This is a genomic window from Butyricimonas hominis, assembly GCF_014287455.1.
Lineage (GTDB): Bacteria > Bacteroidota > Bacteroidia > Bacteroidales > Marinifilaceae > Butyricimonas > Butyricimonas muris.
In genome coordinates, this window is the sequence record NZ_JACOOH010000003.1 from 430,536 (window position 1) to 447,259 (window position 16,724).

At 47.2% G+C, this 16,724-nt stretch carries 14 protein-coding genes; 5 read left to right on the forward strand and 9 right to left on the reverse strand.

Annotation, left to right across the window (positions count from 1 at the left end; translation table 11 throughout):
* The first annotated feature begins 164 nt into the window (after positions 1-164).
* Positions 165-1,730 carry an ATP-binding protein gene (locus tag H8S64_RS08650; RefSeq protein ID WP_186975747.1) on the forward strand — a complete coding sequence of 522 codons (1,566 nt, stop codon included), beginning with the start codon at positions 165-167 and terminating at the stop codon, positions 1,728-1,730.
* A 318-nt stretch (positions 1,731-2,048) separates the two neighbouring features.
* Here the strand turns inward: H8S64_RS08650 and H8S64_RS08655 are convergent, their stop codons facing one another.
* Together H8S64_RS08655 and H8S64_RS08660 are read right to left on the reverse strand one after the other, a co-directional pair.
* Complete coding sequence (locus tag H8S64_RS08655; RefSeq protein WP_186975837.1) at positions 2,049-2,687, reverse strand: SanA/YdcF family protein; 639 nt, start codon at positions 2,685-2,687, stop codon at positions 2,049-2,051.
* Between the two features lie 126 nt (positions 2,688-2,813).
* Positions 2,814-3,662, reverse strand: coding sequence for a LytR/AlgR family response regulator transcription factor (locus H8S64_RS08660; protein WP_186975748.1), 849 nt, complete (start codon positions 3,660-3,662; stop codon positions 2,814-2,816).
* A 181-nt stretch (positions 3,663-3,843) separates the two neighbouring features.
* On the opposite strand from H8S64_RS08660, the gene H8S64_RS08665 reads away from it, so the two are divergent.
* On the forward strand, positions 3,844-5,004 hold the full coding sequence (locus tag H8S64_RS08665; RefSeq protein ID WP_186975749.1) for a DUF6051 family protein: 1,161 nt from the start codon (positions 3,844-3,846) through the stop codon (positions 5,002-5,004).
* On the opposite strand, the gene H8S64_RS08670 is transcribed toward H8S64_RS08665, so the two are convergent.
* Positions 5,001-7,265 carry a monovalent cation:proton antiporter family protein gene (locus H8S64_RS08670; protein ID WP_099292957.1) on the reverse strand — a complete coding sequence of 755 codons (2,265 nt, stop codon included), beginning with the start codon at positions 7,263-7,265 and terminating at the stop codon, positions 5,001-5,003. The genes H8S64_RS08665 and H8S64_RS08670 overlap by 4 nt on opposite strands.
* Before the next feature lie 193 nt (positions 7,266-7,458).
* Here H8S64_RS08670 and H8S64_RS08675 point away from each other — a divergent pair, with 193 nt between their 5' ends.
* From H8S64_RS08675 to H8S64_RS08685, 3 genes are all read left to right on the forward strand, one after another.
* Positions 7,459-7,725, forward strand: a complete 267-nt coding sequence (locus tag H8S64_RS08675; protein WP_099292959.1) for a GNAT family N-acetyltransferase — start codon at positions 7,459-7,461, stop codon at positions 7,723-7,725.
* Between the two features lie 201 nt (positions 7,726-7,926).
* Positions 7,927-9,189: a sensor histidine kinase gene (locus H8S64_RS08680; protein WP_186975750.1), complete on the forward strand. Its 1,263-nt coding sequence runs from the start codon at positions 7,927-7,929 to the stop codon at positions 9,187-9,189.
* A gap of 212 nt (positions 9,190-9,401) precedes the next feature.
* Positions 9,402-10,340 (forward strand): DMT family transporter, encoded by a 939-nt coding sequence (locus H8S64_RS08685; RefSeq protein ID WP_186975751.1) that lies wholly within the window; start codon positions 9,402-9,404, stop codon positions 10,338-10,340.
* A gap of 11 nt (positions 10,341-10,351) precedes the next feature.
* On the opposite strand, the gene H8S64_RS08690 is transcribed toward H8S64_RS08685, so the two are convergent.
* The 6 genes from H8S64_RS08690 to atpA form a co-directional block, all read right to left on the reverse strand.
* Positions 10,352-10,621 carry a hypothetical protein gene (locus H8S64_RS08690; protein ID WP_099292965.1) on the reverse strand — a complete coding sequence of 90 codons (270 nt, stop codon included), beginning with the start codon at positions 10,619-10,621 and terminating at the stop codon, positions 10,352-10,354.
* On the reverse strand, positions 10,593-11,072 hold the full coding sequence (locus H8S64_RS08695) for a putative signal transducing protein (RefSeq protein ID WP_099292967.1): 480 nt from the start codon (positions 11,070-11,072) through the stop codon (positions 10,593-10,595). The genes H8S64_RS08690 and H8S64_RS08695 overlap by 29 nt, the downstream gene beginning before the upstream one ends.
* A gap of 85 nt (positions 11,073-11,157) precedes the next feature.
* Positions 11,158-12,069: a transporter gene (locus H8S64_RS08700; protein ID WP_186975752.1), complete on the reverse strand. Its 912-nt coding sequence runs from the start codon at positions 12,067-12,069 to the stop codon at positions 11,158-11,160.
* 82 nt (positions 12,070-12,151) lie between these two features.
* A complete protein-coding gene (locus H8S64_RS08705) occupies positions 12,152-14,017 on the reverse strand; it encodes an SLC13 family permease (RefSeq protein ID WP_099292971.1) in 1,866 nt (621 codons plus the stop codon).
* A 49-nt stretch (positions 14,018-14,066) separates the two neighbouring features.
* Complete coding sequence (gene atpG / locus H8S64_RS08710; RefSeq protein ID WP_186975753.1) at positions 14,067-14,939, reverse strand: ATP synthase F1 subunit gamma; 873 nt, start codon at positions 14,937-14,939, stop codon at positions 14,067-14,069.
* 168 nt (positions 14,940-15,107) lie between these two features.
* A complete protein-coding gene (atpA, locus tag H8S64_RS08715) occupies positions 15,108-16,685 on the reverse strand; it encodes a F0F1 ATP synthase subunit alpha (protein WP_099292975.1) in 1,578 nt (525 codons plus the stop codon).
* Positions 16,686-16,724: the final 39 nt, after the last annotated feature.

Sequence of the window (16,724 nt, forward strand, 5' to 3'; positions counted from 1 at the left end):
ATTTTCAATTTTCAACTTTCAATTTTCAATTGTTATCCCTACCTTTGTGATAACGAATAAAGCAAATTGAACTTGTAACCTGCCGAAGGCAAATGTAACTTGCAACCTGTAACTCGCCGAAGGCGAATATAACCTGTAACTTGCCGAAGGTAAAAAAAAAGACCATGAACCAAACGTTATCCCATCTCCGGAAGATGCCTATCGGCATACAGAGTTTCGAGAAACTCCGCCGGGAAGGTTTCGTGTACGTGGACAAGACGGAACTGGTGTACCGCCTTGCCAGTACGCCAACCCCCTATTTCCTGAGCCGCCCGCGGCGCTTCGGGAAGAGTCTTTTGCTCTCGACGCTGGAAGCGTACTTCCTAGGCAAGCGCGAGCTTTTCGAGGGGCTTGCCGTCGAGCGGCTGGAGACGGAATGGGCGACTCACGCCGTGCTGCATCTCGACCTGAACGCGGGGCAATACCAGACCGTGGAGGAACTCGACAAGATGCTGGAATACCGCCTCGGGGAATGGGAACGGGAGTACGGGGTCAGTATACCGGGACCGACGCGTTCCATTCGTTTCTTGGAGGTAATCAAGGCGGCACACGCCCGGACGGGGCGGGGGGTAGTGGTGCTCATAGACGAGTACGACAAGCCGCTGCTCAACAGCTTCGATAACCCTGAGTTGCAGGAACAATACCGCTCGATACTAACGGCATTTTATTCAGTGTTAAAAACCGCCGACCCGTGGTTGCGTTTCATCTTCATCACGGGGGTGACGAAGTTCGCGCAGATGGGGATATTCAGCAATCTCAACCAACTCTCCGATATCAGCCTCGACTTGGATTATGCCACGCTTTGCGGGTTGACACTCTCCGAGATAGAGGCGAACTTCGCGCCGGAAATAGACCGGTTGGTGGCATACCACGGGGGGACACGCAAGGAGATGATAGAGGAATTAACCCGCCGCTACGACGGCTATCATTTCAGTAGCGGTGACGTGCCGAACGTGTTCAACCCGTTCAGCCTGTTGAGCGTGATGGAGAAACGTTTGTTCCAGAACTACTGGTTCGCAACGGGTACGCCGACGTTTCTGGCACGCATGCTGCAGCAGACGGATTTCGACTTGCAGGAACTGGACGGCATCGAGGTAACCGCCTCGTCGCTCACCGACGACCGTGCCGACGTGAAGAATCCCGTGCCGATGATCTACCAGAGCGGTTACCTGACGATAAAGGGATATGACAAGCGTTTCCAGACGTACACTCTCGGGTTCCCCAACGAGGAGGTGAAGTACGGGTTCCTGAATTTTGTCGCCCCGTTTTACTCCGCCATACCGGGAAGCGAAACGGATTTTTATATCGGCAAATTCGTGCAGGAACTGGAAAAAGGGGATGTCAATGCCTTCATGACACGACTGCGGGCGTTCTTCGCCGATTTTCCTTACGAGTTAAACGCCAAGACGGAACGGCATTATCAAGTGGTGTTCTACCTTGTATTCAAGTTAATGGGACAATTCACCGACGCCGAGGTACGCAGTGCCCGAGGACGGGCGGACGCCGTGGTGAAAACCTCGCTATACATATATGTCTTCGAGTTCAAACTCGACGGCTCCGCCGAGGAAGCCCTCGCCCAAATCGACGATCGGGGATACCTCATCCCCTACTCCGCCGACAGCCGGAAAACCGTCAAGGTGGGCGTGGAATTCAACGCGGAAGAACGTAATATCGGGAAGTGGACTTGTTGATTCAGTAATCTTATTGATTTGGTGATTTACGATTGCTTGATTGATGATTTTAGATTAAACTCCTCCGTTCGCTTCGCGTCCAAGTGAGCCCGGAAGCCGGTCTCGAACCAGCTCACGCTCGGCAATCAGGAAGCAAGCTTCCCTATTGCCCTCGCTTACTCGCCGGTTTCCTCTATAAACAGAGGATGAGTTGGAATACAAACTAGAACTCGAGAAAAGTAACTTGTAACTTGCCGCTTGTGGCAAATGCAACTTGCAACCTGCAACTCGCCGAAGGCGAATAGAACCTGTCGCTTCGGGTTTATGAACTTTATAAACTTATTCCGGAATCTCGATCTTCTCTCCTAAATGGCGGGGTTGCTTGTTCGTGAAGAAATCGACATACACCTTTACCCGGGCAAACAATTCGCGTACTTGTGTCTTGAAACCTTCTTGGGTTCCGACATCTTCGGCATTGTACCCGATCGCTTCCATTTCATAATGATGAGCCAGAAATATAGCCCGTTCGTTATGAAATTGCTGGGAAATCACGGTGATACTATCCTGCCCGAATATCTCCTTGGAACGCACCACGGAATCGAGCGTACGCAGTCCCGCGAAATCCAACACAAGCACCTCTTTCGGAACACCTCTTCTCAACAGCGAATCTTTCATGGCTTGAGGTTCATTGTAGTTGTGCCGGCGGTTATCCCCACTGATCAGTATATATTTTACCTTTCCCGCGTTATATAACGCCACTGCCGCGTTGATGCGGTTGTCGAAATACGGGTTACTCCGCCCACCCTTTAACCGGGGGGAAGTCCCAAGCAATAATCCCACCTTGTTACAAGGGATTGATGCCGTGTCCGTGAATACCCGACCTTTGGCATAACACGTTATCCGGTAATTACAAAAGAGTATCCCCATACAACAAAGCAAAAGGGGCAAAACGATACCATACACGAAAACCCGTTTCACGATTTTTCTCCATTTCCGTGACCCCAATTTCCGCTTCACGCTTCCGTCCGAAACTGTTAAATCTTTTCTCCCCTTAGGTGTCATAATCTTAACTTCTCCTCTACAAAGATACGACTTTCCAACGAATTATGATGAATAACACATGAACCAATGTGTCACTTTCTCGCTATACGTTTTAGAAATCGGGATATCGGGTACTTTCTCGACGCCAAATTCCAGATAAATACCGTCTTTCTCCCTGCGAATCACTTTCACCTGCTCGAAATTGACCATGTAAGAACGATGGCAACGCAGGATATTCGTTCCCTCGAAGGTTTCTTCCATGGCTTTCAACGTGTTCCGTAGCATGAAACTCGTGACAACACCCTTGTTCAAATACCAGACACGCACGTAATTATCCGCAGACTCGATATACAATAAATTTCCGCGTTTCACGGACAAACGCAACTCTCCGTTCGCATCAAGAAACGAGATCACCGCGGAAGTTCCTCCCATGTCGTTTTTATCATTCTCTATCATCCGCAACTTTTGTACCTTGTCCCGCCACGAGAAATAAAGCATCAACATGGCGTAAGGCAAAAGCAAAACAAGAAAAGTGTTCTCGGTCGATTCCGCGAATATTTCCATCACCTCGCGCTCCGGTCGCAGATACATGGAATAGGTAGTATAAAAAAGCGACATGAAAAAGACCTCGGCTGCAATCCAACCGGCATATTGCAGGTAATTGAGCGCATGACGTTTCGTGTAATAATACATGATAAGACGACTCACCGCGACCACCAGTACCCCCGTGAGAATGACAAGACTGGAGAAAAGGAAAAACTTGAACTCCGACACGGGATACCACGTCAGGGAACTAAACGGCTTATAGAGATTGATAAAAATCAAGTCAAATACAGCCGTGAATAACACTAAACGTAGCAAGTTCGATTTCTCGTAATGAAACGTGGGTATTTTACGTGTCAACGCATTCATCTCTCTCTTTTTTTGTAAATTTCAAACAAAGATACACTTTTCCCGTCATAAAATTTACCCCTCATACCTGAATTTTATCCCTGAATATCGTTTTTCGTCCCTTTCCCCCGGGGTACATACCTTTGATTTTGAAAACCCGGAATTGTGTCGTTTTTTTGCATTAAGCTATAAACACAACACCATGGAAATCATCACCAGAACCAAACAATTAAAAGCTATTTTCTCTTACGATAAAAAGGTAGAAATAGACGACAGACCGTTGGAAATACACCCGTATCATTTCATCCAGAACACCGGGGTGAAGGAGATCGAGCTATTCCAGCAATTGATACCCCCCTGTGAATTTTGTCCCGTTCCGGACAATAACATCCAAGAGAATAAAAGTTTCTCGTACACTGTCTTCACCCCTCGCGGAACAAAGAAAATTGACAAAGCCATCCTGCTGCTGCACGGGCTGAACGAACGGAACTGGGACAAGTACCTGACGTGGGCGGAATACCTTGCACTCGCCACGGGTAAAGCCGTCATTCTTTTCCCTATCGCTTTTCACATGAACCGCACGCCGGGCACATGGTATAACCCGCGGGCACTGATGTCGTGGGTAACACGACGGAAGCAAGAAGTGGAACATCTCGACAACTCTACGTTCGTGAACGTCGCGCTGAGTTACCGCCTGTCGGATGCCCCGCTCCGTTTCTTTATCTCGGGTAAGGAATCCATGTTCAACCTATGGCAATTGCTCACGGAGATCAAGACGGGACAGCACCCCCTGTTCAAGCGGGATACCCCGGTAAACATTTTTGCTTACTCGATCGGTGCTTTCCTCTCGCAAATACTGATGTTAGCCAATCCCGACCGACTGCTGGACGACTGCCGCCTGTTCCTGTTTTGCGGCGGTTCGATATTCAGCCGAATGGACGGAAGCGCACGGGATATCATGGATCGGGAAGCATACAGAAAGGTGAAAGATTATTTTATGAATGATTTTCTCGTACCGGGCGAAGCACACCGTATGTTACCCGTGCTTTACGAGGAAGATTTCATGGAAAAAGCGTTCAAAGCCATGATTCGCCCCGAAATCATGCAGGATTACCGGGAATCATTCTTTGAACAGGCTCAAAACCGTATCCGGATTATCAGCCTCGCGAAAGATACCGTTATGCCTACGCGGGGTGTAGTGGAAGCCCTCGGTGCGAAAAACGCCGGAAAGATTCTGGAACAACTGGATTTCCCCTACGAGTACTCGCACCAGAACCCCTTCCCGACAAACACGGGAGCCACGCCGGAAATGTTGCACCAAGCCTTTGAAGGAGTTTTCAGTCGAGCGGCGAACTTCCTTTAACTCTCTTTCCCCGCTATCATATCCCGGATATTGTCGCGTTCGCCGACAACCCACACGAGATCACCTTCCTTGAAGATCGTGTGACCGTTCGGGTTCATGATGGCATTATCGTCCCGTTCGACTCCCACGATCACGCAGTTGTAGCGATTGCCGACGTGTGATTCCGCCAGAGTCTGCTCAAGAAAAGGAAAATCGGGTTCCACGGTGAAGGATTGCAAGGTGACCTCTTCCTCGTGAATACCGTCACGGTTTTCCTCCTGCATTCGTTCCACCTCCGCGGAAAAACGTTGGATTTGCTCGTCGCTTCCCACGACAACGAGGCGATCTTGCGGGTAAACACGTTCCGTGTTATCGGGGATATTGATCTTGTGGTCGCCCCGAATAATTTCCACCACGCTGACCCCGAAAGTCTTTCGGAAAGAGATTTCCCCGAGGGAAAGTCCGGCATAGGGGGAATTGGGCGACACGGTAATAGCAGTGAGGTGAATATCTTTGTCACTCAATTTCCGCTTGAAACTTGCACGTAGGGGATTACGACGGCGTGCCGCTTCCTCTCGCTGGTTCAGATTCAACAGAAAACGTTTCTCCAATCTGGCATACTGATTCAAGTCACGCCGAAAAACAAGGAATAACGCCAGTATCCCAAGGGCAATGATAATCACGATACCGTACTGGATATGGAAATACCTGATCAACACGAGTGACACGAAAAACGTCGCCACGAATACCCGGAAAAGCACCATCGACACCAGCCGTCCCCGGTTGTATTTACTATCATTCCAAAGACTCATGAATAATTCGCGCGAATTGTACTTGTTTGACACGAGCGCGATAAGAAACGGCGCCATCAGTACCAGTGTCAACACGACGGTAACCACGTTGTCGAGCACAGGCGAGTCGGGGAATTGATCTGTCATCAACGGGTATATCCCGTGTGTAGAGAGCAAGAAGACAGCGGTCAGTAATATACTGAATATCGAGAGGCGCCCAAGAAAGCTTTTCAACAGTTTTTTCCAATCGCTCTCGTGATTGATTGTCTTCGCGCCGGAAGAATAGCGATCGAGGAAGTTGCAGGTACGATCGGGCAACACCCGGTACAACCAGTCAGCAAAAGGATCCGCGAGCCGGATAAAATAAGGCGTCGTGAAAGTCGTGATCACGGAAACGGCAACAATGATCGGGTAAACGTAATCATCGAGAACTTTCAGCGACACGCCCAACGAGGCGATGATAAAGGCAAATTCCCCGATCTGCGCGAGGCTGAACCCGGATTTAACGGAAGTCTTCAGCGTTTGTCCCGACAAGAGGACGCCGAACGTCGAGAAGCAAGCTTTACCGACAATGGTCACCAGCGTGATGATCGCTACCGGCCACGCGTATTCCACGAGTATCGCCGGATCGACCAACATTCCCACGGAAACGAAAAAGATAGCCCCGAACAAGTCTTTCACCGGTTTGATAATATGCTCGATACGCTCCGCCTCCACTGTTTCCGCCAGTATGGAACCCATGATAAAAGCCCCGAGAGCGGCAGAGAATCCCGTTTCCGTTGCCAGCACCACCATACCGAGGCACAGACCGAGAGCGACGACCAATAATGTCTCGTCGTTCATCAACTTCTTGACTTTTTTCAATATCAAAGGAATGATAAATATCCCGATCAGGAACCAGAGGACAAGGAAGAAGATTACTTTAAAGACGCTCATGATGAGTTCCTCTCCCGCAAATTGCTGGCTGACCGCCATGGTGGAAAGCAACACCATCATCAATATTGCCACCAGATCTTCGACGACGAGCGTCCCGAACACAATCCCCGTGAATCGCTGGCTACGTAAACCCAGATCGTCAAATGCCTTGATGATAATCGTCGTGGAAGACATTGATAACATCCCCCCGAGAAAAATGCTGTTCATCGTTGACCACCCCAGCATATAGCCCACGAGATATCCGATAATCAGCATCGTGACCACCTCCGTGATCGCCGTGATAAACGCTGTCGAACCCACGTTCACCAACTTCTTGAAACTAAACTCCAGTCCTAGCGCGAAAAGCAGGAATACTACCCCGATTTCCGCCCAGATATTAATATTCTCGATATCCCCCACCGTGGGAAAAACATGCACGTAAGGGCCCGCGAGAAGTCCCGCCACGATATACCCCAACACAAGGGGTTGTTTGAGCCATTTAAACAAAAGGGTAATAATCCCCGCCGATACAAGAATGAGCGCGAGGTCGGTTATCAAAGTCGGTAAATGAGACATTATTTACTATTTAATGGTTAAATTGATGAAGAATACAAATATATTCATAAAATTAATACGATGAAAGAGGAAAAGACGTTTCAAAATAATGGAGAATTGAAAATGAAGGTATTCGTTATTTTTTAATAAAACTGAAACTGTGTTGGAAAGTATATCGTATACTCCAATAGATATAAACTCAAAACACTCGGATATGGAAATCAAGCACAATGAACAGATGCATCTGTTCGAAATTCAAGATAACGGCAAAACGGCCGTTGTGGAATACAAACCCTTTGACGGGGGAATCAACATAGTACATACATTCGTCCCGAAGCCCTTGCAAAGCAAAGGTTACGGCTCGGCGCTGGTAAAGCAGGCGCTGGATTATGCCAGAGAAAAGAAGTTGAAAGTAATTATCACGTGTCCTTTCGCTCGCGCTTACGTGGCACGACACAAGGAATACGAGGATTTGCTCTAAAATTCGTCTGGTAACAATACTTATCCCGGCTTGGTTTCTATACAGGATCAAGGTGATTATCAATATGCCAATTCAAAAATCAAGCTACCAAGGGACTGTTTCGCGGAAACGATTTTCTTAAAAAGATAGAAATTTTAAATCTATACTTTGGAACATCGGTAAATTATAACAAACTTTGTGGTGAATTTAGAAGCGTGTAGTATGAATAGTTGTATTATCATTACAATATTAAGCGGCGTTATTTTATTACTCTTCTGCTTGTACATGAGAGCAAGGACGATGAGCAGTAAAAGAGGGCAAGAGATCGAGGCATCGGGAGCGTTATTTGATTTTATCCTGCAACATATTAAAGCGTATATCCTAGTTATCGACAAGGATTTTATCGTGGAGAAAACAAATTATTACACCGTGACTGATACACGGGACGATAACCGGAAAAAAAGAGTAGGTGAATTACTCCAGTGTGTCAACTCTTTCGAGAAAGGATGCGGGAACGGGGAACTTTGTCAGACCTGCCCCATCCGGCAAGCGATCACGGAAGCGTTCCGCATGAGGAAGGACTTCTCGAATTTAGAAGCCGTTGTCAGCCTGCGCGTATCGGAGAAGAAGTCAATAAAGTGCAATGTCTCCGTGTCAGGATCGTACATGGATATGAACTGTCGCCCGGAAATGTTGATCACCATTCATGATATCACGGAACTGAAACAAGCCCAGATCAGATTGCAGGACGCACTGGACAAGACGGGACGTATAGAGAAATCGAAATTCTCGTTTCTGGAAAAACTGGGTAACGATATCAACGATCAGTTGAATTGTATATTGGGTTGGGCAAATCTGGTCAGCACCGACAAGACGCTGACCGAGAACCAGCGCAACGAGTACATGAATCTTATCTATGAACATTCCGACCAGTTGTCGCATATGGCAAACGACGTGTTGCGACTGGCAAGAATCGACGCGCACAAGATAGAGCTTCAAATGACCACGTTCTGCCTGCACGAGTTTTGTCAAGATATTCTGTTAATGCGCATGAACAACACGCACCCGAACGTGGAGTTATACTTGGAAGGCGACACCCCGGACCTGCTCGTCTACACCGACCAGCAGAAGTTGTACCAAGTGATCGTAAACCTTTTATCGAATGCCCAGAAGTTCACGAACAAGGGACACATCCGCCTGAGTTATTCCCTGAACAAGGAGCAAAACACGATCAACTTCGTGGTAGAGGATACCGGAAAAGGGATGCCCTCGAAGATTCATGCCAATCTTTTCGAGAGGTTCTACAAGGCGAACACCTTCACGGAAGGTACGGGACTTGGATTATCAATCTGCAAAGCATACATCGAGGCTATGGGCGGAACGATACAGTTCACCTCATCCGAGGGACGGGGAACACGTTTCCACTTTTCTATCAAACGGGACCCGATTCCCGCCGGAGATGCGGCTCTTGACTTGTGCAAGTAGTCCATAAGGTCAGCAAGGTCCATAAAGTCCATAAGGTCAGTAAAGTCTATGGAGCCCTGCGGGGCGCTTTGTCCACGGCAGCAATGTTGCCGTTAAACTCAGTCCGAAGGACGCCCGTGACTTTATAGACCTTACGGACTTTACGGACTTTATGGACCTTACTCTGTAACTTTCTTCTTCCGGTTTCCGTTTATCACGGAAAATAGAAAAGAATGGAAACAACCGGTAAGCCCAAAGAGATCATAGGGCATCTTATGGTCTTGTCTACAATCATCATATACAGTTTCAACACGAACTTCATGAAGATCCTTATGCCCTCGTGGATAGGACCCCACGGGCTCGTGTTACTCCGCTGTACCATGATGGCCGCGGGATTCTGGCTGATCTCGTTGTTTCTTCCGACAAAAGGACAAGCGAAACCGACAAAAAAAGACATTCTAATGATGATGCTCGGGGGTGTACTCGGCATCGGTGGGAATTTATTACTTTATATCAACGGATTGAACATGACCGGTCCAGTGGATGCTTTCGTGATCCGTACCACCCAGCCGATCATCGTGATCGGTCTTGCCGTGCTTCTGTTACATGCCTCTTTTAACTGGTATAAGGCAATCGGTATCATACTCGGCCTTGCCGGGACGGTGTATGTATCCATAACTCCCCATGCCGGAGCGGTCAAGGATTCGGTCACGGGTGACGTTCTTATCTTCGTATCTTCCGTGTTTAATGCCTTGTACCTGATTTTAATAAAACCTTATACACAAAAGTTCAATTCCGTCATCGTTATGCGGTGGATGAGTCTGGCCGCCATGATTATCACGTTTCCGTTCGGTATTCATCAAGTCTTGAACGCACCGATATTCACGTCCGTCGCACCGACACACATCTGGTTGGAACTGGGATTCACGCTCGTGTTCTCCACGATGCTCGCTTACTTCTTGAGTCTGAAAGCCTTGGTGTACATTACCCCATTCGTGGAAAGCGCGTATATATATTTACTCCCTATCACGGGGGCTATCGTTTCTATCGCTATCGGCTTACAGAAATTCTCTTGGCACGACCCGATCGCCCTCGTACTGATCGTTATTGGATTTATTCTTATTAACAAGAAAACGAAGAAGCAAGTAAAAGAGCTTAGAGTTCAAAGTTAAAACTCTAAATGTCACAATTTCTTCACCTTCTTTTCAAGTTCGCCCATTTTCTCGCGATGCGCCTCAAGCGCCTCGTGCATTTTCCGTCGAGAGTCAGCGTTAGTCACGATCTCCGGGTACTCTACCATCAAGGACACAAGATTAGTTAATGCCTTGGCTTCCTCCACACTCTTCACCAAGATATCCACGTACAATTTTCTTTTTTCCTCGTTCGGGAATATAGCCTTTGCTTCTTCTTCCAAACCTTCTCTGTCAATTTCCGGGATTTCCACTTCTTCCATGATTTCTTTTCTTTTTAAATTTCCACACCTTATCACAATCAAAGCATTTATTCACCGACTTGAATATCGGGAACAACGCCGACAACAAGAAGTATATCACAATCATGATCACGTCGGGAGATTTCTTTACACCAATATTAGAAGAGCCACAAAAGGGACAACACGTCCTATCCGTGGTTTTATCCGCTTCAACAATCCATACCTCATCTTCTTGCACCAAATCGACCGAAGTAATATATCCCCCCTCTTGCAACAACTTCACCCCTTCCGACAAATGTTCGTCCCGCACCCACAACTTCACACCACCAATCGCATTAGAATAGAAATTATTTACTTGAGCTGTCAGCTCGTCCTGCAATAATGTATCTACTCCTGCCGACTCTAGGTATGCCTTTGCCATATAAGCATCTTGTGGATAAACGAAAGTCTTTATTATAGTCCAATTATTCATGATATCATGTATTTATCGCTGATTCGCGATATTATGATTGCAATTTATTATAATTTTAGGAGAATTCCAAACCTTTCACTAATTATCATCGTTCGTCTTTCACGCCACCCGCTGTATTTCTCTTACGATATAATTGAAAAGCATTAATACTATTTTGCCACAGAACATACGCCGCCGGACCTATGGAAGAGAGAGGCGACAGGTACACCTGTGCCATCCAGATAGCGAGAATCGTGTTTTTTTGCCCGAGTCCTTGTCCCCCCGCGATCGTTTCACCATATTTTTTCCCGATCCGGCGCCCGAGAGCGAATTGCGCGATGCAAAGCACCAGAGCAGCGATAGCCATCAGAATCTCCGCCCCGTAGTCCTTACTATCCTGCTGCATGATAAAAAACACCGTTCTCCCCGTCACGATCGTCAGACTCAAACTCCACAGGTAAAACGAAATACTCTGGCGGGCACGCAATATTTTGTGCACGGAAGGAACAAAATACTCCAACACCCAAGCCCCGGCAAGAGGTAAAAGCAACAAAGGTCCCACCTGAGTGCAAATATACCAAACCGACTGACCGAACGACACCCCGTCCCGCACCCCAACCAACGAGAACATGACCGGAGCCACGATTGCCACGCAAAGATTGCTTGCCAGCGTGTAGGTTGCCAGACAAGGCACGCTTCCACCAAGCATCCCCGTGATCACCGCCGCCGCAACCGCCGTGGGAGCCAACACGCATATCATCATCGCCTCCGCCAACACCCGATCGAAATAGCATAGGACACCATACACGATCACGCTGCCGAAAACTTGTACCATCAACATCCATGCATGCAAGCGAGTAAACCGCATCTCCCGTATCGACAAGCGACAACAGGTGATCAGCAACATCACGGAAATCAAATAAGGTGTCAGAAAAGCAAACAAATTAAAGAAGGAGTAAAATATACCCCCACCCAACATAGCCAACGGCAACATCCATGATCTTAATCGTTCCAGCACGTCTATCGGTTTTTACCCTGCAAAGGAACAATGAATTTAGCAATTATCAATCAAAAAATCATAAATTTCTACCCCTTTCACACTAAAATGGAAATAACAAAGGCAATATGAATATCATGACGATTCCCATGATAATCTGAAGCGGTAATCCCACTTTCACGTAATCCATAAACGTGTATTTCCCGGCAGACATCACCAAAGCATTAGGCGGCGTGGAGAACGGGGAAGCAAAACACATGCTCGCGGCAACCGTGACGGCAAAGAGGAACGGATAAGGGCTCACCCCCGTGTTTATGGCTGCCTGCATGGCAATAGGGGCTAAAAGCACTGCCGTTGCCGTGTTACTGATAAACATGGTCAACAATGATGTGGTGAAATAAATACCCGCCAAAAGGATAACAGGACCGAAACCACCTAAAGAATTCACTAATCCGGAAGAAATCACGGACGAAGCCCCCGTCTTCTCCAAGGCAAGCGACATGGGCAACATGGCTGCTATCAACACGATACTCTCCCAGTTTATCGTTTTATAGGCATCCTCCACGTTACGAAGACATCCGGTCAATACCATTAACAAGGCTGCCACGATTACCGCCGCCACGGGTGGAATCGGGATAGAATCGAAAACCATAGCCACAATCATCAGAAGCATGATTGCCGCCGCGACAGGTGCTTTGTGGTCCAGCGTAACCTTGGCAGCTTCTGCCAGCGGCTGACCCACCACCACCCACTCGGACTGCATCTCGTTCAAACGAGCAATATCCTGCCACGTACCTTGAACCAGCAAGGCATCACCGGAGTGCATTTTCTCGTCTTTCAAATCCTGTAATATGTATTTCCCGCCCCGTTGAATACCCAAGACATTGACACGGTATTTCTCCCGGAAACCGGAATCTTTGACAGCCCGGTTTATCAACTGCGAATTCGGCATCAATAACACCTCGGCAATCCCCATCTCCCCGAAGTTCACATCTTGTTTGACATGTTTATCGGAAACTTCGGCGGTATGCGTATCCAACAAATCCAAATGATTCTCCCCGACCAATACTTCCACTTGCGCGAATTGTCCCAGCACATAGAGGACATCCCCCTCCTGCAACGCCGTATCCGGACCCGCCAATCTCTGGTCTATGGTTTTCATGAAAGGATTTTGCGTGTTGGATTCTCGCCGTATTTCCAGAATAGTCAAGTTATATTTTCCCGTGATATTCAATTCGACCAACGTCTTGCCACAAAACAAAGAGTTTTTCTTCACCCCTACCCGAAACAGGTTTTGCGCGATCTGATACTCGTAAGCTAAATCTTTAACCGATTTATTTCTCGCTTTTTTCTCTATCTTTTTCTCATCTTTCTTTACAAGAAATATCTTACTTAACGGAATCAACACGATAATACCCACGAATACGCAAATAATACCCACGGGGGTAAAAGAGAAAAAGGATAACCCCTCGTATCCGGCTCCTAATAAGGCGTTTTGAATCACCAAGTTCGGCGGTGTACCAATCAAGGTTGCCATACCTCCCATGCTACTGGCAAACGCCAACGGCATCAAATAACGACTGGGACTCACTTTGGCACTTACCGCCATACTCACGACGATAGGAAGCATGAGCGCCACGGTTCCGGTATTACTCACGAAAGCACCGATAGCGGCAGTCACCAGCATAATGAGGATAAAAAGTTTTAACTCGCTATCCCCCGCGAGTTTCAATATCTTACTACTGATCATCTTAGCCAATCCGGTCTGAAATATCGCACCCCCGACGACAAATAACCCGATCATCATGATCACGATTGAATTGGAGAAACCGGAAAGAGCCTCTTCCGGTGTCAATATATTGAACAGAATCAAAAGAACTAAAGCACAAAGCGCAACGACATCAGATCTTATCTTACCATTTACAAAAAAGAACGCGGATAAAGCTAAAATAATCAGGGTTACAGTCATGTTTTATCAAGTTTGTATCATTATGTTTCTTTAATATTAATATTTAAAATTACTCTAGCGAGCCTCCCACTATGTCCATTAATTCTGCCGTGATGTTCTGTTGCCGGAGTTTATTATATTCCAGTTGCAGACCTTTCAACAGCTTGATAGCGTTATCATTTGCCATTTGCATGGAAAGTATCCGGGATGCCTGTTCCGAAGTTTGGTTTTCCAACAAATAGCGATACATGATGGAATGAATTACCAAGGGGTACACCGTTTCCAGAATCTCTTCACAATTAGGCTCGTAGATATAAACTGTGTTCTGTTCCTTTCCGGAGAGAACATTTGTTTCCCGCGGCACCCACGGGAGCAACTGCACGCGGGTGACGATCTGCGTGCCCATACTCTTGTAATGAGAGTATATCACGTCTACCCGATCAATTTCTTTTGCCATAAAACGTCGGATCAACTCGTCCGCCAAGGCCGTACACCCGTCAGCATACTGTTTTGCCTCGAAGAACTCGGGTATTTCCATCGTTTCCACCCCTGCCGTCCGCTTCACCTCGTTCACGATCTTTCTACCTATGGGATACACCTGTATCGGCGATTTCACTTGAGTACTATACTCGTTCAGGATTTCCAACAACTTCTTGTACTGTGTCAGGTTAAAAGCCCCGCATAATCCCTCGTTAGCGGCAAAAATGACAACAGCCACCCGTTGCACCGTTCTCTCTTGGCTTAACGGGGACTGATAGTCACATGTCTGCGCCGCGATATGATCCAATATATTCTGTAACTGTTCCATGTAAGGTCGGGCGTTATTCAACGCATTTTCGGACTTTCTCAACCTTGCCGATGAAATCATCTTCATCGCCCCGGTAATCTTCTGAGAAGAGTGTACCGAACTAATCCTTCCTTTCAATTCACGTGTAGATGCCATAGTCAGTTTATAAAGTTTATAAGGTTTATAAAGTTCATAAGGTTTGTAAGGTTGTAAAGTTCATAAGATTTTGGAACCCGCGGGCTTTGTTTACGGCAGTTCACGCTGCCATTAAATCTTGTCCGAAGGACACCCGTTACTTTATAAACTTTACAAACTTTATGAACTCTAATCATTAAACGTTTGTGCCACATCCCCGGCAACTTCTTCCAGTAGCTTGGAAATATTTTCATCCAGCATACCCTTACTCAACGGTTCAAGAATCTCCTTTTGGTATCTGGAACGCAAGATTTCCAAAAACATTTTTTCAAATTCGGCAATATGTTTTATTGCCACATTCCGTAACAATCCTTGGGTACCGCAATATATAACAGCAATTTCTTCCTCCACGGGCATCGGGGAATGTTGGGGTTGTATCAATAATTGTGCGTTCTTACGCCCTTTGTCTATCACCATTTCCGTCACGGAATCCATATCACCGCCGAATTTGGAGAACGATTCCAGTTCCCGGTATTGTGCCTGATCGATCTTCAGCGTTCCGGCTATCTTTTTCATGGCCTTTAACTGGGCGTTACCACCGACACGGGATACCGAAATACCCACGTTAATTGCCGGACGCATACCCTCGTTAAACAAACTGGCTTCAAGAAATATCTGACCGTCCGTGATAGAGATCACGTTCGTGGGAATATATGCCGATACGTCGCCCGCCTGTGTCTCGATAATCGGTAAGGCTGTCAACGAACCGCCCCCTTTCACCATCGGTTTCAAGTTTTCCGGCAGATCATTCATCGTCAGTGCCATCTCATCGCTGGAAATAATACGCGCAGCTCTTTCCAATAAACGGGAATGCAGGTAGAAAATATCACCCGGATAAGCCTCACGACCTGACGGACGACGCAAAATCAAAGATATCTCCCGGTAAGCTACCGCCTGCTTGGAAAGATCGTCATATATCACAAGTGCATTACGTCCGCTATCCCGGAAATACTCGCCAATAGTTGCCCCGGCAAACGGTGCGTAATACCGCATGGCTGCCGAATCAGAGGCGTTTGCCGCCACCACGACCGTGTATTCCATGGCACCCCGCTCCTGCAACGTGTTCACGAGCATAGCCACAGAGGATGCTTTTTGCCCGATAGCCACGTAAATACAATAAACCGGATCACCTTTGTCAAAATACCTTTTTTGGTTCAATATCGTATCCACCGCGATAGAGGTCTTCCCCGTCTGTCGATCACCGATAATTAGCTCCCGCTGCCCGCGTCCGATAGGCACCATAGAGTCGATAGCCTTGATACCTGTCTGCAAAGGTTCTTTCACCGGTTGACGATAGATTACACCCGGAGCCTTACGTTCCAACGGCAACTGCATTAAATCACCCTGAATCGCACCAACCCCGTCGATCGGATCACCCAAAGTATTAATCACCCGCCCGAGCAAACCTTCTCCCACCTTGATGGAAGCGATGTTCCCGGTACGCTTCACCGTGTAATTCTCTTTCACGCGGTCGCCGGCATTCATCAGAATCACACCCACGTTGTCCTCCTCCAAGTTCATAGCGACTCCCCGAACCCCGTTCTCAAATTCGAGCAACTCGTTTGCCCGAACATTATCCAACCCGAAGACATGGGCAACCCCGTCACCTACTTCCATCACTCTACCCACTTCTTCAAAAACCATTCGAGTATCCACCTCCTTGAGCTGCATCTCTAATATATCCGATATTTCATTCGCTTTCAACATAAATTTATACAATTGAAAATTGAAAATTGAAAATTGAAA